The organism is Pseudomonas sp. B21-035 (assembly GCF_024748945.1).
Lineage (GTDB): Bacteria > Pseudomonadota > Gammaproteobacteria > Pseudomonadales > Pseudomonadaceae > Aquipseudomonas.
Genome location: NZ_CP087179.1, coordinates 2665155 through 2687546, shown reverse-complemented (window position 1 = coordinate 2687546; position 22392 = coordinate 2665155). Strand labels below are relative to the sequence as shown.

General features: G+C 59.5%; 16 protein-coding genes. 11 read left to right on the top strand and 5 right to left on the bottom strand.

What is annotated here, in order from left to right; genetic code table 11:
- Nucleotides 1-3: 3 nt before the first annotated feature.
- Genes LOY22_RS12300 through LOY22_RS12250 form a run of 11 tightly spaced genes read left to right on the top strand, consistent with a single transcriptional unit; the run spans nucleotide 4 to nucleotide 13034 of the window.
- Entirely contained in the window at nucleotides 4-1593 is a 1590-nt protein-coding gene (locus tag LOY22_RS12300) for an LPS biosynthesis protein (RefSeq protein ID WP_045198768.1), read from the top strand.
- Nucleotides 1590-2678, top strand: coding sequence for a glycosyltransferase family 4 protein (locus LOY22_RS12295; protein ID WP_258597628.1), 1089 nt, complete (start codon nucleotides 1590-1592; stop codon nucleotides 2676-2678). Before LOY22_RS12300 ends, LOY22_RS12295 begins: the two co-directional genes overlap by 4 nt.
- On the top strand, nucleotides 2675-4045 hold the full coding sequence (locus LOY22_RS12290) for an O-antigen ligase (protein WP_093383291.1): 1371 nt from the start codon (nucleotides 2675-2677) through the stop codon (nucleotides 4043-4045). The genes LOY22_RS12295 and LOY22_RS12290 overlap by 4 nt, the downstream gene beginning before the upstream one ends.
- Complete coding sequence (locus tag LOY22_RS12285) at nucleotides 4042-5007, top strand: glycosyltransferase family 2 protein (RefSeq protein ID WP_093383294.1); 966 nt, start codon at nucleotides 4042-4044, stop codon at nucleotides 5005-5007. The genes LOY22_RS12290 and LOY22_RS12285 overlap by 4 nt, the downstream gene beginning before the upstream one ends.
- Nucleotides 5000-6136 carry a glycosyltransferase family 2 protein gene (locus tag LOY22_RS12280; RefSeq protein WP_093383297.1) on the top strand — a complete coding sequence of 379 codons (1137 nt, stop codon included), beginning with the start codon at nucleotides 5000-5002 and terminating at the stop codon, nucleotides 6134-6136. Before LOY22_RS12285 ends, LOY22_RS12280 begins: the two co-directional genes overlap by 8 nt.
- 9 nt (nucleotides 6137-6145) lie before the next feature.
- Nucleotides 6146-7156, top strand: coding sequence for a polysaccharide deacetylase family protein (locus tag LOY22_RS12275; RefSeq protein ID WP_093383300.1), 1011 nt, complete (start codon nucleotides 6146-6148; stop codon nucleotides 7154-7156).
- Nucleotides 7153-8457 (top strand): oligosaccharide flippase family protein, encoded by a 1305-nt coding sequence (locus tag LOY22_RS12270; RefSeq protein ID WP_045198756.1) that lies wholly within the window; start codon nucleotides 7153-7155, stop codon nucleotides 8455-8457. Before LOY22_RS12275 ends, LOY22_RS12270 begins: the two co-directional genes overlap by 4 nt.
- Nucleotides 8454-10373 (top strand): hypothetical protein, encoded by a 1920-nt coding sequence (locus LOY22_RS12265; protein ID WP_258597627.1) that lies wholly within the window; start codon nucleotides 8454-8456, stop codon nucleotides 10371-10373. Before LOY22_RS12270 ends, LOY22_RS12265 begins: the two co-directional genes overlap by 4 nt.
- A 34-nt stretch (nucleotides 10374-10407) precedes the next feature.
- On the top strand, nucleotides 10408-11097 hold the full coding sequence (locus LOY22_RS12260; RefSeq protein ID WP_093383306.1) for an N-acetyltransferase: 690 nt from the start codon (nucleotides 10408-10410) through the stop codon (nucleotides 11095-11097).
- A 4-nt stretch (nucleotides 11098-11101) separates the two neighbouring features.
- Nucleotides 11102-12274, top strand: a complete 1173-nt coding sequence (locus LOY22_RS12255) for a GNAT family N-acetyltransferase (protein ID WP_258597626.1) — start codon at nucleotides 11102-11104, stop codon at nucleotides 12272-12274.
- A complete protein-coding gene (locus LOY22_RS12250; RefSeq protein WP_258597624.1) occupies nucleotides 12246-13034 on the top strand; it encodes a carbohydrate deacetylase in 789 nt (262 codons plus the stop codon). The genes LOY22_RS12255 and LOY22_RS12250 overlap by 29 nt, the downstream gene beginning before the upstream one ends.
- A gap of 309 nt (nucleotides 13035-13343) precedes the next feature.
- Here LOY22_RS12250 and LOY22_RS12245 read toward each other — a convergent pair whose 3' ends face one another.
- The 5 genes from LOY22_RS12245 to LOY22_RS12225 form a co-directional block, all read right to left on the bottom strand.
- Nucleotides 13344-18920, bottom strand: coding sequence for an RHS repeat-associated core domain-containing protein (locus LOY22_RS12245; protein WP_258597623.1), 5577 nt, complete (start codon nucleotides 18918-18920; stop codon nucleotides 13344-13346).
- 469 nt (nucleotides 18921-19389) lie between these two features.
- A complete protein-coding gene (locus LOY22_RS12240; protein ID WP_258597621.1) occupies nucleotides 19390-19758 on the bottom strand; it encodes a hypothetical protein in 369 nt (122 codons plus the stop codon).
- On the bottom strand, nucleotides 19755-20306 hold the full coding sequence (locus LOY22_RS12235) for a hypothetical protein (protein WP_258597619.1): 552 nt from the start codon (nucleotides 20304-20306) through the stop codon (nucleotides 19755-19757). Before LOY22_RS12235 ends, LOY22_RS12240 begins: the two co-directional genes overlap by 4 nt.
- 158 nt (nucleotides 20307-20464) lie before the next feature.
- Nucleotides 20465-21424, bottom strand: a complete 960-nt coding sequence (locus LOY22_RS12230) for a hypothetical protein (RefSeq protein ID WP_258597618.1) — start codon at nucleotides 21422-21424, stop codon at nucleotides 20465-20467.
- 91 nt (nucleotides 21425-21515) lie between these two features.
- Entirely contained in the window at nucleotides 21516-22214 is a 699-nt protein-coding gene (locus tag LOY22_RS12225; RefSeq protein WP_258597617.1) for a hypothetical protein, read from the bottom strand.
- Nucleotides 22215-22392: the final 178 nt, after the last annotated feature.

Below are 22392 nucleotides of genomic sequence, written 5' to 3'. Positions count from 1 at the left end.
AGCATGAATACAAAAGAAAACTACCTGCATGAATTCTTCAGGATCTTCTTTGCCAACCGCCAGTTGGTCAAACGGGTGTTCCTGGTCTTCGCAGTGATCGCCTTGCTGTTGCCGCTGGTGCTCAAGCAGAGCTTCGACATTACCGCCGAAGTGATCGTGCAGTCGAAAAAACTGTCCCAGAGCGACACCAACACCACCCTCGCCCAGGAGACCGACAAGTTCATCCCGCCGTCGCTGGCCGACATGGAGACCGAGAGCAATATCCTGCGTTCGCCGACCCTGATCCGCGAAACCATCAGCCAGCTGCGCGCCGAGGGCAAGTACGAGATCCCGCCCAGCTTCATGCAGCGGGTGGTGTTCGGGCCGATCCGCAGCGGCATCATCAACCCGTTGCGCGAGTACGTGGTCAACCCGGTGCGCTCGCTGTTCGGCCTCGAGGTCGACCCGGTGCGCGACACCCAGCTCGACACCCTCACCGACGACGCCATCAAGGACCTCAAGGTCGAAACCCTGCCCGGCTCCAACGTGGTCTCGGTGACGTATAGCTTTCCCGACCCGAAACTGGGCACGCTGTTCGTCAGCCGCCTGCTCGACAACTACCTGCGCAACCGCCAGAACCTGCAGTCCAACGAGCTGCCCGAGCAGTTCTACGAGCAGAAGAAACTGCAGTACCAGGTGCGCATGGATGACCTCGAAGGCAAGCGCCTGGGCATGCTCGAAAGCATCGGCTCCTCGGACCCCAAAGAAGAGATCACCTTCCGCCTCAACGCCATCAACACCGAAGAACAGGCGCTGAACCAGTACCGCGACCGCCTGCTGCAAAGCCAGCAGTGGCTGGACTACCTGAAAACCAGCCTGGCCGCGGCCAGCAACGCCAACATGCGCGATTTCGCCTTCCCCTACACCTTCACCACCACGGTCGACAACGTGGCCTTTGAAGACCGCGAGATCAAGCAGCTCGGTGAACAGCTGACCACCCTGGTGCTGACCTACGTCAGCGACCTGGCAGTGTTCCAGCCCGGCAGCGAGCAGATGCTGCTGCAACGCGAACAGATCGCCAAGACCCGCCAGCAGTTCTTGAAGATCGTCGCCAACCGCATCAAGGAGCGCGAGAAAGACCTGGCCGTGGTCCAGGACGTGATCGCCCAGAAGACCGCGCGCATCGCCGACTTCAAAGGCCGCGTGCACCAGTTGCAAGAAACCCAGAGCAAGGCGCGCCAGCTCGACACCGAGATCGACGCCCTGCACAAGGCCTACTTCACCTACACCCAGCGCTACGAAGAATCGCGCGGCGCCGACCTGCTCAACGGCCTGTCCAACGCGCGCATCCTCAGCGCCCCGTACGAGCCTGCGGAGCCGGCGTTTCCCAAGCCGCTGCTGATCGTGCCGTTCGGCATGCTCACCGGCCTGCTGCTGGCGATTGCCCTGGTGTACGTCAAAGAGTTCTTTGACCGGCGCTTCAAGCACCCGGCGCAAATCAGCCATCAACTGGACCTGCCGGTACTGCTGGTGATCAACGACCAGACCCCGGAAACCCCCAACCCTTACAAGGGCTGGTCGCTGCCGCGGCTGGTGCACTGGGTGCGCAATTGAACGCAGCCCTGAACCCGCCACGGCCGATCCTGCACCTGCTCAGCAGTGGCGGCTTCTACGGCGCCGAGCGGATGCTGCTGGACCACTGCCAGGCCACCCCGGGGCAGCACCAGGTGCTGTTTCTCGGGGCCCCGGAGCAACTGGTGGCGCGTTTTCGCGCCGCCGGCGTGGCCTGCCAGACCTGCGACGGGGTCGGCGAGCTGCTGGCTGAACTGCGCCGGCGCCACGACCAGCAGCCGCTGATCAACAGCCACAACTTCAAGGGCCTGCTGTTCGGCTGGCTGGGCGCGCAGTTGTGGCGCCTGCCGATGGTCGCCACCCAGCACGGCTTTACCCCCAGCAGCCGCAAGCAGCGCCTGTACACCTGGATCAGCCTGCAGCTGTGCCGCACCGCCACCATCGAGCGGGTGGTCTGCGTGGCCGAGAGCATCAAGCGCATCCATCGCCAGGCCGGGGTCGCCGAGCACAAGCTGCAGGTGATCCCCAACGGCTTGCCCGAGGCTGACGCCCTGCCCGCACGCCACCCTGGCGATGGCCGCTGGCTGGCCGGCTATGTTGGCCGCTTGAGCTGCGAGAAAGGCCCGGACCTGTTCCTCGATACGCTGATCCCGCTGTGCCAGCGCCACCCGCAGCTCGACGCAGTGATGCTCGGCGACGGCCCCGAGCGCGACGCCCTGCAAGCACGCATCGACGCCGCCGGTTTAAGCCAGCGCATCCGCCTGCCCGGCTTTCAGGCCGACATGCGCCAGTGGATGGCGCGCCTGGATGCCCTGGTGATCAGCTCGCGCACCGAAGGCACGCCGATGATCCTGCTCGAAGCCATGCAGGATGGCGTGCCGGTGGTGGCCTTTGCGGTCGGCGGTATCCCCGATGTGATCGAGCACGGGCGCAGCGGCCTGCTGGCCCGGCCCCTGGCGGTGCAAGAGCTGGCCGCCCAGCTTGAGGCGCTGATGCTCGACCCGGCCCAGGCCGGCGAGCTGATCGCCCAGGCGCGGCGCACCCAACGCGAACGTTATCACCTGCCGACGCTGGCGCAACGCTGGGCCCGGGTTTACCTGGGCGCGGCCACGGAGACCTGCGCATGATCATTCCCCTGTCCCTGATCGGCCTGCTGGCCATCGCCTGCGTGGCATTGCTGGCCAGCCCCTACCCGTTTCTCGCCCCCGGCGCGGTAATCGGCCTGGCCGGCCTGCTGGCGCTGTACAAACGCCCGGCCTGGGGACTGCTGGCAATTATCACCCTGGTGCCGCTGGAAGGCCTGTTCAAGGACAGCGAGCTGACCGCCTCGAAAATGATCGGCGCGGCCCTGGCCCTGGTGCTGGTGCTGCAACTGGCGGTCAAGCAACTGCCCGCCGAGCGTCTGCGCAGCAGCATGTGGCGGCTGCTGCTGGGGTTTATGGCGCTGTACCTGCTGAGTTTCTGGGCCAGCGACAGCAGCGAGATGTCCCTGGGGCACTTTCGCGAGCTGGCCGTGGGCCTGCTGTTGTTCGGCATCACCCTGCTGGTTGGCCGCGACCTCGACCTGCCGATGATGTACCGGCTGGTGACCCTCAGTGTCAGCCTGACCTGCATCATGGCCATGGCCTCGGCCAAGTACCAGGACGAAGGCCGCGCCGCCGGCCTGCTGGAAGACCCCAACGTGTTCGCCATGCTCATCGCCATCGCCGTGCCCATGGCCTTGTGGCTGGTGTTTAACAGCCCGCGGCGGCTGCACAAGCTGTTCTGGATCGCCTGCTGCATCCTGCTGCTGGCGGGAATGACCAAGACCAACTCGCGCTCGGGCCTGGTGGTGCTGTTGATCAGCCTGGGCATCGTGCTGGTGCACTACCGCACCCAGGTCGCCCACCTGCGCCCGCGGCACCTGGGCTTTGCCATGCTTGGCCTGGCCATTCTGCTGCCGACCATGGTGGCGCTGATGCCGGCCAGTTACGTGGCGCGCATCCAGTCGCTGGCGCTGCTCAAGTCCGGGGTCAATGCCTTCCAGGACGATTCCCTGGGCCGGCGCTCGTCGTACATTGTGGTCGGCAGCAAGATGATCCGCGAACACCCGGTGCTCGGCACCGGCCCCGGCACCTTCCCCCTGCACTACGCCACCACCGGCTACGCCAAGGCGTTTTCAGCCAACCGCAAGGTCGGCGACCTGTACCGCCGCGCGCACAACACCTACCTGGAGATCTTCAGCGAGGTCGGCATACCGGCCGGCATCCTCTTTGTCAGCATGGTCTTGCTGGCCCTGTACAACGTCTGGTACGCCCGGCGCCTGTGGCTGCGCCAGGGTGAGCAGGGCCAGGCCGACCTGCTCACCCACCTGTGCATGAGCATGCTCGCCATCAGCCTGTTCCTGATGTTCCTCAGCGCGCCCAACCACAAGTACTTGTGGATCATGCTGGCGCTGTCCAGCGTGCTGCGGCTCAAGGCCGAACAGGCGCAACCGGCGCAGGTGAAGGCATGAAGGTCAGTGTCGTGGTGCCGATGTTCAACGAAGCCCGGCACATCGCCCGGACCCTGCAGTCGGCGTTGAACGCCGCCGCCGATGCCGGCCTTGACTGCGAGCTGGTGGTGGTCGACAACGGCTCCAGCGACGACGGCCCGCAGATCGCCCGCAGCCTCGGTGCCCAGGTGCTGAGCCTACCGGGGCTGACCATCGGCGCCTTGCGCAACCGTGGCGTACAGGCCAGCAGCGGTGAGTGGCTGGCGTTTCTCGATGCCGACATCGAAGTGCCCGAGCACTGGCTGAGCCTGCTGCTCAAGCTGCATGGCGAAGGCCGTGGCGACGTCTTCGCCCTGGACTGCGACACCCCGCGCCAGGCGCCCTGGTTCGCCCGCGCCTGGCAACGCCGGACCCTGCGTGCAGGCTTGCCGGCACTGCACCCGATGCAGTGGCTGCCGACCCCCAACCTGCTGATGCAGCGCCACTGGTTCGATCAGGTGGGCGGCTTCAACGAAACCCTGCGCACCGGCGAAGACAAGGACTTTACCTGGCACCTGAACAAGGCCGGCGCGCGGCTTTTGGCCCTGCGCGAGCCGGTGGTGCTGCATTGGGGTTTTGAGGGCAGCTGGCGCGAGTGGCTGGGCAAGGAGCTGTGGCGCCAGGGCAGCAACCTGCAACTGCTGCGCAGCAACGGCCCGAGCCTGCGCCTGCTGCGCTTTCCGCTGCTGTCGCTGGGCGCCTGGCTGCTCGACTTCATGGCTTTGTCGGCGCTGCTCGACGGTTACCCGCACCTGGCGCTGTTGCTGCTGCTGGTCACCAGCTTGCCCGCGCTGGCCCTGAGCCTGCGCCAGAGCCTGAAACACCGCGACCTGCTGTTCGCCCTGCAGCTTTGGGGCCTGCACTGGATTCGCCTGCACCTGGCCGGCGCGGCCTTCGTGCTCAGCCTGTTCAACTGGAACGCAAGGAGGCCCGCCCGTGGCTGAGTTCATCTTTTGGTTGTGCCTGTTGCTACCGTTTTATGCCTGGCTGGGCTACCCGCTGCTGCTGACCCTGGTGGGGCCGCTGTTCCCCCGTCACCGCCCCGCGCCGCTGGCGCCGCAGCGGGTCAGCGTGGTGGTGGCCGCGCACAACGAAGCGCGCAATATCGACAACAAGCTGCGCAACCTGCTGGCCCAGGATTACCAGGCCCAGAGCCTGCAGATCGTCGTCGCCAGCGATGGCTCCACGGATAGCACCGTGGCCCTGGCGCGCAGCTTTGACGACCCGCGCATCCAGGTCCTCGACCTGCCGCGCATGGGCAAGAACAGCGTGCTCAACGTCGCCGTCACCCAGTGTACGGGCGACATCGTGGTGTTCACCGACGCCGATGTGCACTGGATTGACGGCACCCTCGCCGCCTTGCTGGCACCCTTTGCCGACCCTGAAGTGGGCGGCACGGTGGGCAAGATGATCATCCCCGAGGCCGGCAAGGGTCTGAGCCTGGGCGAAAGCCTGTACCGCCACTACGAAGCCTGGCTGCGCCGGGTGGAGAGCCGCACCGGCTGCACGGTGTCGGCCGATGGCGCCCTGCAGGCACTGCGCCGCGAGCTGTACCAGCCGATTCCGGCGCGGGTCAACGACGACTTCTACATCAACACCTGCGCACCGGTGGCCGGCAAACGGGTGGTCTACGTTGACGAAGCCCAGGTGCTCGACCAGGGCGTGGACGAGGCCGACCGCCAGTTCAGCCGCCGCCAGCGCGTCACCGTCGGCGGCCTGATCAGCCTGGCCGCTCGCCGCGAACTGCTCAACCCGCTGCGCCACGGCCTGTACGCCATTGCCCTGATCAGCCACAAACTGATCCGCCGCCTGGCGCCGGTGCTGCTGTTGCCCCTGCTGCTGGCCAACCTGTGGTTGCTCGACGGCCACGGCTTTTACCAACTGACCCTGGCCGCGCAACTGCTCGGCTATGCCATCGCCATCGCCGGCCTGCTGGACGTGCGCCAGCGCCTGCCCAAACCGTTTCGCCTGGCGGCCTTCGTGCTGGTGACCCTGGCCGGCATGAGCGTCGGCCTGTGGCAGTTTTTACGCGGGCACAGCTACAACCAATGGAACCCCGACCAGACTCGATGAGCACCTGACATGCCGATAAAAACCAGTATCAAGCGTGCCAGCGGTTGGCTGTACCTCAACTCCCCCAAGGGCCGCAGCCAGTTGCGCGGCGCCGGGGTGATCCTCATGCTGCACCGGGTGCTGGCCGACGACGACAGTGCCGCCCTGCCGCACCGCAATGAACTGTGCGTCGGCCCCCAGGCCTTCGAACGCCTGCTGCGCTGGTTGCAACGCCACTTTGACTGCGTACACCTGATGGACCTGCTCAAGGCCCACGAACACCCGCGCAGCGGCAACCGGCCGAAAGTGGCCCTGACCTTCGACGACGGCTGGCGCGACAACGCCCTCAATGCCTTCCCGCTGCTGCAGCAATACCAGGTGCCGGCGAGCATCTTTTTGTCCACCGACTACATCGGCAGCCGCCAGCGCTTCTGGTGGGAAAGCCTCGGCGAAACCCTGTGGGGCACCCACGGCGAAATCTCCCGCCGGGCGCTGATCGAGCAACTGCGCAAGATCGGCCGGCCGCTGCCGGCGGCCTACTTCATGAACGAGCGCCCACACGCGCGCAGCCAGGCCCTGGGCAAATACCTGCAAAGCCTGAAAAGCCTCAGCCCGATGGCCCTGCATCACCTCACCGACGCCTGCCCGGCTGAATCCCTGCCCCAGGCCCTGGACTGGAACCAGGTACGCCACCTGGAAAACTCCGGGCTGATCAGCTTCGGCCCCCACGGCGCCAGCCACGCGCTGCTGCCGGGCCTGGACGACCAGCGCCTGGAAGAAGAACTGAGCCGCAGCCACTACGCCCTGCAACAAGGCTGTAAACAGCCGCTGCCGGTGTACTGCTACCCCAACGGCGACCACGACGCGCGGGTGCGCGAGCGCCTGGCCGCGCACCGCTACCCCTTTGCCCTGAGCACCCGCGCCGGGATCTGCCAGGGCCATGACGACCCCTTGGCCCTGCCGCGTATCAGTGTCAGCCAGCGCAGCGCCAGCCGCCCTTCGCTGCTGGCCTGGCGCATCAGCCGCGGAGGCCGCCCATGAGTCGCAGCCACTACGTACGCCACCTGCTGCTGAGCATGGGCACGCGCCTGGCGATGATCGCCCTGCGGCTGATGCGCAACGTGCTGCTGGCGCGCATCCTGGGCCCCAGCGAGCGCGGCCTGTTCGCCCTGCTCAGCACCCTGCCCGACCTGATCAGCGCCGCCACCAGCGGCGGGCTCAACACCGCCGTCGGTTACCAGGCGGCCAAGCAGCGCAGCATGGGCCTGCTGCTCAGCCAGGTGCTGATCTACGGCTGCCTGGTGGCCGGTGCCCTGACCCTGGTCTGCGTGGCCCTGGCCCGGGAGTTCGGCACTGAACTGGAAGTGACCACCCAGCTGGGCCTGCTGGCCTGGCTGTTGCTGCTGGCGGTGCCGCTGACGGTGCTTAAAAGCGGCCTGCTGACCCTGCACAACGCCACCGGCGGCGTCGGCGCCTTCAACGCCCTGCGCCTGACCGAGTCGCTGGTGCCGCTGCTGCTGTTTGTCGGCCTGTTCTGGATGTGGCAGCACGCGGCCCTGGAAGCGGCGCTGATCAGCTGGCTGCTGGGCCTGAGCCTGGTGGTCATGCTCGGTTTGTACTGGCTCGGCCGGCAGCACTCGATCCGCCTGTGCTGGGACCGCAGCGGCCAGCGCGAGCTGCTCTCCTATAGCGCCAAGAGCCACCCGGACTTATTGTTCCAGCAGGTGATTCTGCGCTCCGACTACCTGTTCATCAGCGCCATGCTCGGCAGCGCAGCGCTGGGCCATTACGCCATGGCCAGCGCCGCCGCCGAACTGCTGCTGATCGTCCCTGAGGCGGTGACCACACCGCTGATGAAACGCCTGCTGCAGCAGGACGCCGGCATGGACAAGCTCACCCCGCTGGCCCTGCGCCTGACCGCCACGGTGATGCTCGGCGCCTGCCTGAGCATGGCGCTGATTGGCGAGTGGCTGATCGTCACCCTGTTCGGCGCCGAATACCAGCCGGCCTATCCGGCGCTGCTGGCCTTGCTGCCGGGGCTGTTCGGCCTGTGCTATGCGAGCATCCTGCGCCTCGACCTGCTAGGCAAGAACCGCCCCGGCACGGTATCGCTGATGATGGGCCTGGGCGCAGCGCTGAACCTGCTGCTCAACGTGCTGTTGATCCCCACCTATGGCATCGTCGGCGCTGCGGCGGCCTCATCCATCGCTTACCTGGCGGTGACCCTGGCGATGCTGCTGTTGTACTGCAAACTCAGCGGCGTGCCGTTCTGGCAAACCCTGCTGGTACTGCCCAGCGACCTCGCGCCGCTTCGGCAGATGCTGCAACGGCGGCCGGCATGAAAGCCCTGGCCCTGGTGGTGAGCGGCGTGCTGGTGAGCGCCACGCTACAGGCTGCGCCCCTGCAATGGGGCGACTTGCGCGATGGCAGCCTGTACCTGCAAGCGAGCAAGGCCGACACCGTCACGGTCAGCTGGCAACCGGCCTGGCAGGCCGAGGCCAACCCCGAGCGCATCTTTTTGCTCGACGGCCAGGGCCACTTGCAGGCCGAGCGCGCGATCGAGGCCAATGAAAGCCGAGGCCGGGTGCAATGGCCGCTGGCGGCGAGCGCCAGCGACTACCAGGTGGAAATCCCCGGCTACAGCTTTCGCCGTTACCGCATCGAGCATGCCGACAGCACCCGGGCGCTGTTCGCCCCGGCCAAGGTGCACTTCAGCGCCGAAGTCGGGCCCAATGTCGAGCTGTACTTCAAAGTGCCTGCGGGCGAGAAAGCCACCCTGGCCGGCAAATATCATGGCGGCGTACGCAGCCTGCAGGTGCAGCGCCTGGGCGACAGCCAGCAACTGAGCCTGGCGCTCAAGCCCTACCCCGCCTATTGGCAGTTCGATCGCCTGGCGCTGCCGCAGTCGAGTAAAGAGCAGACCTTCCGCCTGCAACTGCAAGGCCGTGGCAAGGTGGCGTTCTGGCTCGACGGCAGCGCCAACCTGTTCGCCCAGCAGCCCGGGCAATTACGCCCGCTACACAACAGCGACGGCAAGGTCGCGCTCAGCCTTGGCCACACCGTACTGGGCCGCACCCCGGACCTGGGCGTCAACCTGCCCTATGTACTGCCGCCGCCATCAAGCTACGCCGTGCTCGATGCCCTGCAACCGCAAGCAGCCGGCTACTACAGCTTCGCCGACCTGCTGGCACGCAAGCCTGGCTATGAAACTGCCTTTCGCAGCTTTTATCAGCAACGCTACAACATCAAACAGGACATCACCCTGCTGGCCGGCACCGGCCGCGAATCGGTACTGGCCGCCGACCGCATCCGCAACGACGGCCTCGACGACTGGCTGAACACCACCCGCACGCTGGGCGGCAACAGCCTGCACTACCTGGCCTTCGCCGACGAACCGAACCTCAACTACAGCGACTACCCCACCTTCAGCCGCTACTTCCAGGCCATGGCCGAGCGCGTACAACGCAGCCCCGGCGCCCGCGAAGCCGGGGTGCGCATCGCCATGCCGGCAAGCTCGCGACTGGTCAACGGCCCGCTGCACAGCGACAGCGAAAAGCGCATCGGCCTTGACTGGGCACAGCGCCTGCTCAAGGAGCACGGTGCGCAGATCGACGCCCTGGCCTGGCACGAATGGATGGTCCGCGACCTGCTGGCCACCCGCAGCTACCGCGACTCGGTGCGCCAGGCCGCCAGGCTGGTCGGCCTCGATGCCCAGGGCCGGCCGAACAAGGCGCTGCTGCTGGACCAGACCAACCTCTCCAGCGGCTCGAGCCTGAGCCCCTACGACCAGGAAACCCACTTCACCGCCCTGTGGTGGGCCTCGGTGGTGATCAACGCCTCCCAGGACGGCCTGCTCGACATGCTCAACTGGTTCCACGTCGCCGACGAGCCCGAATGGCCCAAGGGCATGGTCCGGGTGCTGGGCGAAAACCGTTTTGAACTAAAGCCCGTGGGCCTGGCCCAGCAGTTCATCCAGCAGCACTGGCTCGACCAGGTGCTGGCTCTGGACAACGACGCCTTCGAAGTCGACGCCCTGGCCATGGCCCGTGGCAAGCAGCGCAGCCTGTTGGGGGTGAACAAGGGCGAGCGCCTGCAACAGGTGACCCTTGCCACCGAACAACGCTGCGCTGCAGGCGCCCTGAGCTTTTTCGGCCCCGACAACAGCACACGCCGCGCGCAGTTTGTCTGCGAGCAAGGCCGTATCCATTTTCAATTGCCAGGGCAAACCTTGTTCGCCCTGACCTGGAGCGCGTCATGAGCGCGCACCTCACCTGCCAGAAACAGGAGGCACCATGAGTGCTTTGAGCAAGATCCAGGATCGCATCCAGCGCAAAGGACTGCGTAATACCATCAACGCTGGGGTCAAGCGCTACCTGTTCTACCATTGGCAGCTGCTGTGGATGGAGCGCGACCTGGTCAGCCCCGTGCCGCCGCACAAACTCAAACCCTACCCGCCGCTGCGGGTCGAGCCGATCACCGTGCACAACGTGCGGGCTTTCGCCAAACACTTTGGCGACCGCATCGAGACCATGCGCGAGCTGGCCGCCGAGGGCCACACCGGGCTGATGTTCCTCGATGACGCGGGTGACGTGGTGGCATTCATCTGGGGCAGCCTGCGCCACTACCACGACCGCCACTTCTACGGCTGCTGGTTCCCGGTCGAGCCCGGGCAGTTCTTTGAATTTGGCGGCGAGCTGGCGCGCAAGTACTGGGGCACCGAGCTTTCGGTCGACCTGCAGCTGGAGCTGTGGAAGGCCATGGCCGCCCAGGGCTGCGACACCGTGGTGGACGTGTGCGAAAGCCACAACATCCCGGCGCTCAAGCTGCACCTGCGCATGGGCTATAAGGAACAAGGACGGGTGATGAATGTGTACTGCCTGTTCGGCCGCTGGAAGTTCTACCGCGAAACCCGCTACAGCGAATCGCGCCTGGAGCCCCTGCGCAAACCTGAAGCAAGCCCCGCCCCGGCCACGGTGACCTGAACCCATGAGCCTTGAACTGCAGTGGTACCCGTCGCTGGCGGCGGCGGACTTCCCCGCCGCCGACTACGAACAACTGCGCCAGCAACTGACCGACAGCACGCCGTTCAACCACCTGGGCTGGCTGCTGGCGGCCGAAGCGGCACTGACGGTCGGGCAACAGTTGCAGGTGCTGGTGGGCCGCGACCAGGGCCGGTTGTGCCTGTGCCTGCCGCTGGTACGCGGCACTGAGCGCTTCGGCCCATTGACGGTGCAGGTGGTGCGGCACCTGGGCTACCCGCTCAGCGACCGCATCGCCCTGCTCTGCGACCTGCCGGCCAAAGCGGCCGCGCAAGTGCTAAGGGCAATCCGCAAGCAACTGCCCCATGCCCTGCTGCAACTGGACGAAGTGCCCGACGACGCGGCGGCCCACAGCCTGCTCAGCCGCTGGGCGCGGCGCAGCTCCACCCATGAGCAGCGCCTGAACTGCCGGGTGCCGGTGCACCGCATCGTGCCCGAAGACCGCCAGGAAATCAGCGGCGACCCGCGCTACAAACTGCGCCGCGCGCGTAAGCGCATTGCCGCCTGCGGCGCCCAGGTACGCCGGTTGATCCCGGATGCAAACACCATTACGCCACTGCTCGATGCCATCAGCGCCGTCGAAGAGCTCAGCTGGAAAGGCGACGACGAAGTCGGCATCTTCTCTGGCCGCCTGCGCCGCCAATGGATGTACCAGGCCTTCAGCGCCCTGGCGGCCCAGGGCCTGGTGCGCATGGTACTGCTGGAGCTCGATGGCCGCTGCATCAGCTACCGCCTAGGGGTGTTCGAGCGCGGCCGGGTGTACGACTACAACCTGGCCTTCGTGCCCGCCTATGCCGAGCTTGGCAGCGGCCGGGTGCTGCTCGAAGAATGGATTCACTGGGGCCTGGACGACGGCTGGGAGTGGGTCGACGCCTCGCGGGTGAGCCTGCACAACTCCAGCCACCAACTGCACGAACGCATGAGCGGCGCCGTTGAACACCAGCGGCAAAGCTTCTACAGCTGGCGCCCCAGCGGCCTGGCCCTGGGCCTGGCCTTGCGCCTGTGGCAACGCTTCAAGCCACAGTTGCAACGCCTGCGCCAAAAAACCTCGGCCACAGCCGCCGAGCCCGACTCGCCACAGGAGAACCCGGATGCCCTCACAGGTCATAGTCAACGCTGACGACTTCGGCCTCAGCGCCCACACCAACGCGGTCATCCTGCATGCCTTCCAGGCCGGGCTGATCAGCTCGGCCACGGCCATGGCCAATATGCCGGCCTTCAGCGCCGCCTGCAGCCTGGCGCAACTGCCGGCCTTGCGCGGGCGTATCGGCCTGCACTTCAACCTCACCTACGGCCGGCCGCTGAGCCAAGCCATTCGCCAGCAGCCACGCTTCTGCGCGCCCAACGGCGAATTCGACCTGCGCCTGAAACAACGCACCCTGCGCCTGAGCCGCGCCGAGCGCGAGGCAGTCGAGCAGGAACTGCAGGCGCAGTGGCAACACTGCCTGAACCAGGGCCTGATGCCCAGCCACCTGGACTCGCACCAGCATGTGCACAACATCTGGCCGATCGGCGTGATTGTCGCCCGCTTTGCGGCACGTGAAGGCGTTGCGGTGAGGCTGGCGCGTAATCTTGGGCATAACATCGGGCCGCTCAAGCGGGTGTTCAAGACGTTGCTAAATAGGCGCTTGAAGCAGCTGGCCGGGGCGACGGCGGATTATGTGTGTACGCCGGCGGATTTACGCGCGGGGTTGGCGCCGGCGGATGGGTTGCTGGAGGTGGTGGCGCATCCGAGTGCGTTGGGGGGGCATGATTTTGGGGATGCGTATTTGGGCAGTGGGGAGTCGTTGAAGGCGTTGGTGGAGTTAAGGTTGGGGGGGGTGCCTAGGGTGGGGTATGAGGTGCTAGGCTCTGTACGAAATCAGTTGAAACTCACTTGAACCCCATAAGCGTCGGGATTCAGTAGAGTCGGCGACCATCAAAAGCAGGAGCCCACAATGACCAAACGGTAATGGGGTGTATGCTCTATTGCTTACGAGCGTCTGCGAAACTGTTCTGCGAGCTTGTGAACATGCCTGCTGACACGAAAGCAAAGGCCTCTCTAGGCAAACCTGCACTCGGCTGAAGCTGCGAAAGGGTTGGTGGATGGGTTGCTTGTGGGGATTAAAAGCCCATTGTAGTGGGCTACACCGTAGCAGCGAGAGCCTTAATAGTAAAACGGGAGCGTCTTTCGACGCTCCCCGCCGCACTTAGGGAAAATTGAATAAACCTGAAGTTTTAGGTGCGAGGAAAGGATCACCCGGCTTTGGAGGTCGTGCATACACCATCACCGGCGCCTGGTTATACAGTGCCAAAAACCGCTCATCATTACGTCCAAAACAGAAAGCGTATACATGGTGCCCAGGCAATTGCTCCATGGTGTTCATTGTTTCTAAAGCTCCCTTGCTCGTCAGCTTATGAACAGAAACTTTCCTGGTATTACCAAACGGAGCATACCTCTTAATATAATCTAAATCTTCCAAATAAAAATCAGTATCTTGCAACTCTGGACGTCTGATTGCCGAGGGTTTACCGCCCACAATCGCATCATACCAATTATCACCGTTAGGCTCACCGTGCGCACCCGAGTAAATATGTACATCACTATTCGATCCGCGTCGCGCAATCGTTTTAAGATGAGCTCGCACTTCACTTTTGTTAATTTCGATATTCGCCCCCCAAATATGTCTTACGCCTCTTCTCGGATCATCAAGATAGGTTTCATACCATATCAGATGTCTTTTATCGCGTGGCGTACAAGTTATCATGGTAGAACTCTGACCCTTATAGAGGTCACCGAAGTGTGCCGCACGTGAACCAGCCGAGTAGTTTTTTGCTCCCGCCCTCGCAGCAAGTTTTGCCCCGGCAATTCCCGCCGCAGCGCTGGCCAAGCCCACCCCGAGTCCAACATACCCTAGCGCCTCTGAGACGTCCGGATCACTCTCCTCAAGCAAGGCCGAAGCAATCTCGAATCCTGCCGAGACGGTAGCCAATCCCACCGCCGCGGCTGTCCAGGCCACAGAAGCACCACCGGTGAAGGGGGATACCGCCACGCCAACTACGGCCATAACGATGCGGAACTCCGGAGTGGCTATAAAGGGCGTTCCCACCATTTGGGTTTCAGAGCTCAGCACGCGTGCATGCCCGCTCGGGTCGTGATAATTGACCGGGTCCGCGCCACAGTAGGTATAGCAAGCCGCCCCTCCCGCACTAAACGGGCTCCAGTCATCCGGAGACTGGAACCGATGTAGTTGCGGGTCATAAACCCGGTAACCGTTGCCCAGGTGATACAGCCCCAGAGGGTTGAGAGGTTCACCTTTGAACCCCAGCCAGGTCACTGCCGTCGGCTCGGGGTTACGGAAGCCATAAGGCGTGTAGCTGTAGTGTTTCATCGTAGTGTTGAGCAAGTCATAACTGGCAAACACGCTGCCCGCAGCATCGCGCAGTTCGAAGCTGGCGGTGACCTCCGCTGCCGCACTACTACCTTTTTTGGCTACTGTATGGATTTGTTGCAACAGACAGCCAGGACTATCGTTAACCAACACGATGCTGCGCTGATAAAAACCGAAAGAAGAAGGCTCGTACGAATCGATCTGCCTTAATCCATAGATCTTGCCGTTCCGATAATGGTAATACTCACTTTTACCACCCAACGCTATTACACGGACACGCCCCAGGTCATCGTATTTAAACTCGTAAACCTTGCTATCTGCGGACGCTTCACTGCTGTAGCTTTTCAACCGACCATTTCCGTAATATTCGACCTCGCGATTAATACGCTTTGTCAATCGGCCGGCTGCGTCATTTTCCAGCACCCCGTCACCCGACTTGGTCAGGACGCCGGGCTTGGCCGTGTCATAGGTATAGGTTGAAGTACTCTTGCCAGCCGAAGACTCATTCTCGCGTGAGGTCACATTACCCAGCGCATCATAGGTGAAAACCTGCTTGGTGTAAGACTTATCACCGCTTTTTGGCGCATCACTGCCCGTACAGGACCATTCTTTGAGCCTGTCCTGATCATCGTAGCTATAATTGTCGCTGCGATATTCGCTCTCCCCTTTGAGCAACGTGGTTTTTTTCACTCGACCGTCATCGAGCCGTTCCTGTTTCAACGTGAGCGTGTCGAAACCATCACAGGCAAAGGTGCGACTGATTTCGCGGCCTATAAGATCGTAAGCGTAAGTGACGGTCATCTCCTTGTTCGTCTTGATATCTTTAATCGTTTCCTTTTCGAGCTGACCGTTACCCGCGTAGTGGAACGAGGACTCGCCAGCGTCAGAGGACGTCTTGATCAGCCGACCAAACAGGTCGTAGGTGCAGGAAGTGCTATCCCCCATAACGTTACTAAAACTCACCATCTGACCGCGGACGCTAAACGTTGTAGCCGTTGTATACTCGAAAGGTGCAGGCTTGTCCCCAAAACCCACCGAAGATTTATAGGTTTCGCTGTAGGTTAATTCCTGCGGATCAAACGCCCTGCTGTACTGGGTAATTTTAGCCGGCAGTGGCGTTGCGGCCTTGTTTACTCCCCAGCGTGATCCACCGGCATAGCTGAAGGTCGTATCCGCACCATTCACGGTTCGTTTGCTGACTCGACCGAGCCCATCCACAGTCTGGTTACCCAGCGCAATGGCCGAACCTCCACTCGCCTTGATACTGGCAGCGGTGGCAATGCTGGCGGTGGTCTTGGCCGAATAGGTGTTGCTGATTTCAGTTCCTGCCGTCGTCTCTTTAAGCAGGCGGCCGAACCTGTCGTAGGCAAAGGTTGACTCTTTGCCATGTTTTGGTTCGATCTTGCTCAGTTGCCCCCGGGCGTCATAGGTATAGGACACACTGTCCAGCACGGTCTCTGTATTGGCGGCGCCCGCTTCCCCGGGCGTCACGGACTTGTACTCCACTTTTTGTCGCTGTCCGTCAACATCATAGCTGGTGACTGTCGCCAGGTAAGGCGCTCCAGGTGTTGTCCACTCGGTGAGGGTCCGGGCCGCAGCGTCATACTTTGAGTGAGAAGTGACTGCGCCTATGGTGACCTCCAGCGAACCCTGTGCATCAGACTTCACTGTCTGGGTCTTGGTTTCGGTAACCTTATCCTGCGCATCTTTTAGTTCGTGGGCAATGCTGTAATCGTTATTTGATGTGTAGTTCCAGGTCGAGGTTCGCGTGCTAAGTTTAGTCCCAGCGTCAGCCCCCGTGTAATCGTAATCGATGACCTTGCAGACGCGATTGAACTTGTCGTATTCCGTGCAACTCAGTGTCGAGTCGTTGAGATAATCCGAGCCCACTCGGCTTTCACGTTCGCGTCCCAGTGCATCGACGACGATCGAACGGTTGCTTGCACTTTTTACATCCTTGGCATCAAACAGCGTGTAGGGACTTTCGATGTCCACCGAATAATCAACTTCCGTTACCGTATTCGCACCCTGGGTGACCTTCTCTTTACTCACATACCCTTCACTGTGATAGGTAAGGGTCGTTTTCACGCCCTCACTGTCAGTGCTTTCATGCAAACGCCCACTGAAACGGCAACGTGTTTGCGTAGAGGTCACCGTGAGACTATCACCCGTGGTAACGGCAACCGTCGTTTTCATCTTGGTGGTGTCAGTGGTATCAACGGCATAGGTGAAGACGGTGGTCGTTCTCGAGCCCGTCACTTCCTTGCCCTTTTCATCCAACAGGTAGGCAACGGTTGATTTGACCTGACCAAACTCCGGCTTGCCCTTGTCGGTATGGTAAGTGGTCTGCTCCACGGTCATTGAGCCTGCGGCCCAGCTATTCAGATAAGTCCCCGTGGTATTAGAGGTACTGCTTTCAAGCAACTGATCGATCTGCGCTTTGATTGGCGCTATTTTTTTGTCCAGCTCGACGATCAGGTTGACGCCTTCAGGCAAGCCCTGCTTGATCAACGTGTCTCTTTGATTCTGGAGTTTTAAATACTCCTCACCCAGCTTCTTCAACGGCTGCATGGCTCCCGTCACCACGGTTTGAAATTGCGAGAGGGAGACATCAACATCCTTACAGTCCGGGCCATGCACCGTCAGCTTGATGCTAGGCTTGACGACCTTGCTACGGGTAAAGTTTGGCACCTCCTGCTTCGGATCAATCGAAGTGTAGCCATAGCACTTCAGGCTGAGGTGTTCCATTTTACCATCGAGTAACCGATAGACATGCTCGGATTCAACATGCGCACAGAACAAGTTGGCATCACCTGGACAGACAATGCCATCAATCGGCAGGTTGAATGCCTGTTTGGCATAAGTATCATGGTATGGGGAAAGCGTCGATTTGGTATCTAGTCGCGTCGCCCAAGTCAGACCAGCGTTTCGCGAAAAATCTGGTGTTACCCAGTCTATTGGTCTGAACAGATAGCCAAGAAAGGAGTCGTCATACACTTTGGTTCTGGAGACTTCCTCCCCATAGAGAGCGTACGTGTTGTAATACGTCCAGACTGTAAATAGATCACCTTGAGAACTGGCCAGCATGTTTCCTTGGGCGTCCATCACCCAGAAGCTCTGTGCTTTCTGCTCTTCGCTAGCGTCTTTCAAGCCCTGGCGGGTCGTGCCAATAATCAAATGGTGTTCTTGATTGAACTCCACCGTTTGCTCTGTTACTGAGGTAACCCCATCAACGGTCAGCTCTTCTTTGCAGACGCTGCCGTTCTCCTTGCAGTACTGCTTGAGCTCGCTAAGCGTTTGATCACCGCAGGCCGTGGAAACGGTTGTGAGACGTGCATCGGCGTCATAGGTATAGGTTGCAGTAGTAGCCTCGACCTCCAAACCCGGTTCGAATACATACGTGGCGACTTTCTTATCGTTATTCAAGGTCAACGTCTCTATAACCTGATGATAAGAAGGTGTTGTGGCATCTCCCAGGTTAGCGCCGCAGTCGCTCTTGATCTTGCTCAGGAGGCCATCATCCGCATATTCAAAATGGCACTCAGCCCCCAATAGCGTACCGGCCTGCTTGATGGACTGGAGCGGTTGATGAAACGCCATATAATCCAAGGTGTCGTTGAATGCCTTGGCAGCCTCACTTACCCCCGCAAAATAGATAACCCCGGGTAAATACTTATCAAACTGCGGCCTCAGCGCCTCATTGATTGCAACGTAGGTCAGTTCAAACTTAATCGATTCGCTGCTTTGCGGGTACAAGGTAAAGCTTGTGGGCTGGTACGGCACCGTCGCATCAAACGTCAGCAGCTGATAACTTTCGTCACTGATACTTTTAAGGTGGGAAAGCGAGTACTTGTTACCACGAGTATCAACCCACAACTCCCACTCAAACTTAAGCTGATGACCCAGCGGCGTATTGATGGTCTCCAGTCTGAAATGAGAAGGAGAGAGAGTCATATGCTCAGTATAAATCTCGTCATAACGCGCCTGCCGTTTCTCCTCCGTGTCATACACTCCGTATTGACCTGCAACCCATTTAATAGGGGGTGGCGCAGTCAGGTCACGGAGATTTTCAATGGTGCCATTTTTGTGGATGATTTGAATCAGGGCATGATCAATAACTACCTTGAATGTTGCCGCATCAATACTTTCAGTCGTTGTAAGCTGCTCACCATTGGACAGGCAAATGTAATAGACCTTATTCACGCGGGTGACGGCACTGAGTCCGGGTAAAAACCAGTTGCAGGACTCGGGAGAGTAGACAAACTCCACATTGTAACTGGGACCCATGCCGTTGTTGCCGACCAGCGTCGTGATCGGAACGCTGGCCGTGTAGCGCCCAGTGCTGGGATTGACGGTAATGTGTTGCAGTTGACCGTTAAGCGAATTAATGGACATAGTGATGCTCCTGGAATAATTGCTATAGCCCTACGATGCTTTGAGTTTTCTTTTCAGCTCACTCATTGAACAATGTACTTTAAGCAACAGACGACTGACCACCATCAGAAATATCAGGTGTTTATTCATACAGTAAAAACTGTGACCACTAAATCACGAGGTTGCACACCTGAAGAACAGAATACTGCTCCGACAGTGTCTTTTGGGTCTCACGTGTATTGCTAAATGCCCGTTCTGCCTCTACGCAAAAAAAATAACGGATGGCCTGCCCAGTTATACTCATAGCATCAGTTGCAGTACATGCCGCCACACTGGCTTAATCTTCCCCCGAAAGTCCCCCACCGAAACGCCTGAAGGCCCAGCAAGAACACATATAAAATGCAACTCAGCTCCGACCCTAACTTCTGGAGCATTGAAGACAGGATAGCATCACGACCGCTTGGCTAAACCTAACCAATAAGTCTCAAGCTCAAATAAATTTGCACGAATAGAACCGACCTGAAACCCTATATGTTTCCTCCAACATCGACGCACCTTCGCCCGCAGTCTCCGCCTCGGCACCAAAATAGTATTTCCTTTCTATTATTTTTCCACTAGACCTTTCCACGTCATCACACATGGCAATTTTAATTTGATCCTTGCTTAAAAGCTCAAACCCAACGCTCCCCTCAGAAGTCCCTGGAAAGCTCACTTTTATGATAGGTAAAAGTCTTTCTGCTTTCTTAAAAAGCTTCTCCTGATTGCCTTGAGCAATTGCCTTTCCCTTCTCGTCAACATAGAAAAACGCAACAATCGGTAAACGCTTGTCATACCCCAGCTTCCAGGTGGTTATCTTCATGTCGTTGGGCAATGTTGTTTTCTTCGACGCTTCCGCTGCGGCCAGTACCCCTGCTCGAAGCGAGCCGCTCTGGTATCGTCTGAACGCAGGTCAAAACCACAGCGCTGTTTATGGTCCTTATCCGAGACGGGGTTATTGGCGAGCCACTCTGTACCTGTTTCTATTCCTGATTGATCGCATGGCTTGCTTTTAGGGAATTCTTCATACCCCCCACATCCGTTCTCTGGCCTGTTTGTAGAACTGCCATCCAAGGGATAGAAACAATTAACCGCCAGGTACGTGGGGGGATCGATGATAAAGCCATTGGTGTAACCCCAAGCCAGACGCTTCATGGCAATGTCTTTGCGCAGGAACGAAAATGACGTATCCGATACCTTGTCCGCTGGATAGGGATCCCAAGCGTTGAGTGGTGCAGGTAATACATCCCGGGTACCGCGCAGGATGATGCCGGAGCATGTATAGGCTGGCTGGTCGTCACATTGCCCAACAATATTTTCATAACGCGCTTTAAGCGTCTTGACCAAGGCCTCGCCATCGACCTTCTCCATAGCATGGCTAGTAATGACCGTGAACAACCAGCCTACTAACAGCAGGTATCGTCCAACTCGATAATTCCTCACTATAGATAGCCTCTTTAGTTAAATTTCGGCCATTAAAAATGGCACGACATACCAGCATCAGGCCAACCGCCACATACCAAAGATATCTATATGAGCTCACAAAAGCCCAGCGGAGCACTGACAGCCTTTTTCATTATATCCTCAGCTGCCGTTCCATAGTAGTACCCCGCAAGCGCTCCACGCCCATTTTCATAATCGGTATAACATGCAGCCACCTTAGCTTGATATTTACCTAAAAACTCAAAGCCTACCCCCTCAACCGAAGCATCTGGAAAACTCACTTTAATAACCGGCAGGAATTTATCTGTCTCTCTAAAAAACTTAAGCTGGTTAGCCTGAGCAATCGCCTTGCCATTTTCGTTACTATAAAAAAAAGCAACTATAGGTAAACGTCGATCATAGCCAGGCGTCCAAGTGGTTATCTTCAAGTCATTGGGTAATTCTACTGTCTTGGACGCCTCCACTGCGGCCAGTACCCCCTGCTCGAAGCGAGCCGCTCTGGTATCGTCTGAACGCAGGTCAAAACCACAGCGCTGTTTATGGTCCTTATCCGAGACGGGGTTATTGGCGAGCCACTCTGTACCTGTTTCTATTCCTGATTGATCGCATGGCTTGCTTTTAGGGAATTCTTCATACCCCCCACATCCGTTCTCTGGCCTGTTTGTAGAACTGCCATCCAAGGGATAGAAACAATTAACCGCCAGGTACGTGGGGGGATCGATGATAAAGCCATTGGTGTAACCCCAAGCCAGACGCTTCATGGCAATGTCTTTGCGCAGGAACGAAAATGACGTATCCGATACTTTGTCCGCTGGATAGGGATCCCAAGCGTTGAGTGGTGCAGGTAATACATCCCGGGTACCGCGCAGGATGATGCCGGAGCATGTATAGGCTGGCTGGTCGTCACATTGCCCAACAATATTTTCATAACGCGCTTTAAGCGTCTTGACCAAGGCCTCGCCATCGACCTTCTCCCATGCATCAGCAGCACCGGCCATCGAGATAACACCCAAGAGAAACATCGCGCGCACAATCACCCCACGCATGCTGCTTTCAAACCTCTCGCTAAAAGCTGAGATTATTGACATATCAATCACCCCTGAGCTAGCTTTCTATTTTATACGAACAGAGCCCCTGCTAGCTATCGCGATTCCAATTGCCAGGAAAAATATCTATTCGACGGCGGCCATATTCGTATTTCACCGCATTACTCATTAGCACCTTAAACTCCTTATCCGCGCAACTCATACTCGCCCCAAAACAACCATGACCAGGGCTACTTGCAAACCAGCAAATCGCACTGTTAAGCCCTGTGTTTTTCTCGAAGGCGTACCGTCCTCGCATCTTATAAATCACTTCCTTGTAGGTTAAAGTGCCAAAAAAATCTCCCGACACGTCGTCGATTGACTGATCAATTACCAGAACAGCACCCTGAGTAGCATTGGTGTATGTACCAGCCAATTTACTCTCACTGACAGGTTTGCCACCCCCCTCGCCAAACTCAACCTCCATATACAAGGTAACTTTTTGAATCTCGACACTGCTCAAAAGGCCCGTCTTTAAATATAAACTCCACGAATCAATGCCTTCAGGCGCAACAAAGTCACACTCCAGCGTTGACCAATGCGGCCCTACCAGTATTGATTTAACTCGCGACTCATCAACATATTCGACACCCGATGAAGCGGCCGCAACCAGACTAAGCGAAGTATAATGTGTGACCAAAGGAAATTGGCCGCCCGGGGCTCTTGCCTCGATTTTTAGCTTATATTTTTTTTCTTTGTGGATACCTGGATTCACTAACAACGGAAACCATAAGCCGCGAATATCGAACATAACGTCAAGCCCTCCACACCAAGCAGGGGTTCGGTAGCAAATCAAAGTTAGCCAGTAGCTCTGCACATTGAGGAAGCTAAAGGCTTGCTCTTCTATTCAATAAACAAACACTTTTCGCTTCCGATACTGAAAGGTCTTATTGATTAAGACAACTGACAGAAGTAACAGTTTACACGCT

Coding starts and splice junctions, on each gene's coding strand:
- LOY22_RS12300 (WP_045198768.1), top strand. CDS start 4: ATGAATACAAAAGAAAACTACCTGCATGAATTCTTCAGGATCTTCTTT.
- LOY22_RS12290 (WP_093383291.1), top strand. CDS start 2,675: ATGATCATTCCCCTGTCCCTGATCGGCCTGCTGGCCATCGCCTGCGTG.
- LOY22_RS12285 (WP_093383294.1), top strand. CDS start 4,042: ATGAAGGTCAGTGTCGTGGTGCCGATGTTCAACGAAGCCCGGCACATC.
- LOY22_RS12275 (WP_093383300.1), top strand. CDS start 6,146: ATGCCGATAAAAACCAGTATCAAGCGTGCCAGCGGTTGGCTGTACCTC.
- LOY22_RS12270 (WP_045198756.1), top strand. CDS start 7,153: ATGAGTCGCAGCCACTACGTACGCCACCTGCTGCTGAGCATGGGCACG.
- LOY22_RS12265 (WP_258597627.1), top strand. CDS start 8,454: ATGAAAGCCCTGGCCCTGGTGGTGAGCGGCGTGCTGGTGAGCGCCACG.
- LOY22_RS12260 (WP_093383306.1), top strand. CDS start 10,408: ATGAGTGCTTTGAGCAAGATCCAGGATCGCATCCAGCGCAAAGGACTG.
- LOY22_RS12255 (WP_258597626.1), top strand. CDS start 11,102: ATGAGCCTTGAACTGCAGTGGTACCCGTCGCTGGCGGCGGCGGACTTC.
- LOY22_RS12250 (WP_258597624.1), top strand. CDS start 12,246: ATGCCCTCACAGGTCATAGTCAACGCTGACGACTTCGGCCTCAGCGCC.
- LOY22_RS12245 (WP_258597623.1), bottom strand. CDS start 18,920: ATGTCCATTAATTCGCTTAACGGTCAACTGCAACACATTACCGTCAAT.
- LOY22_RS12240 (WP_258597621.1), bottom strand. CDS start 19,758: ATGAAGATAACCACCTGGAAGCTGGGGTATGACAAGCGTTTACCGATT.
- LOY22_RS12235 (WP_258597619.1), bottom strand. CDS start 20,306: ATGGAGAAGGTCGATGGCGAGGCCTTGGTCAAGACGCTTAAAGCGCGT.
- LOY22_RS12230 (WP_258597618.1), bottom strand. CDS start 21,424: ATGCGTGGGGTGATTGTGCGCGCGATGTTTCTCTTGGGTGTTATCTCG.
- LOY22_RS12225 (WP_258597617.1), bottom strand. CDS start 22,214: ATGTTCGATATTCGCGGCTTATGGTTTCCGTTGTTAGTGAATCCAGGT.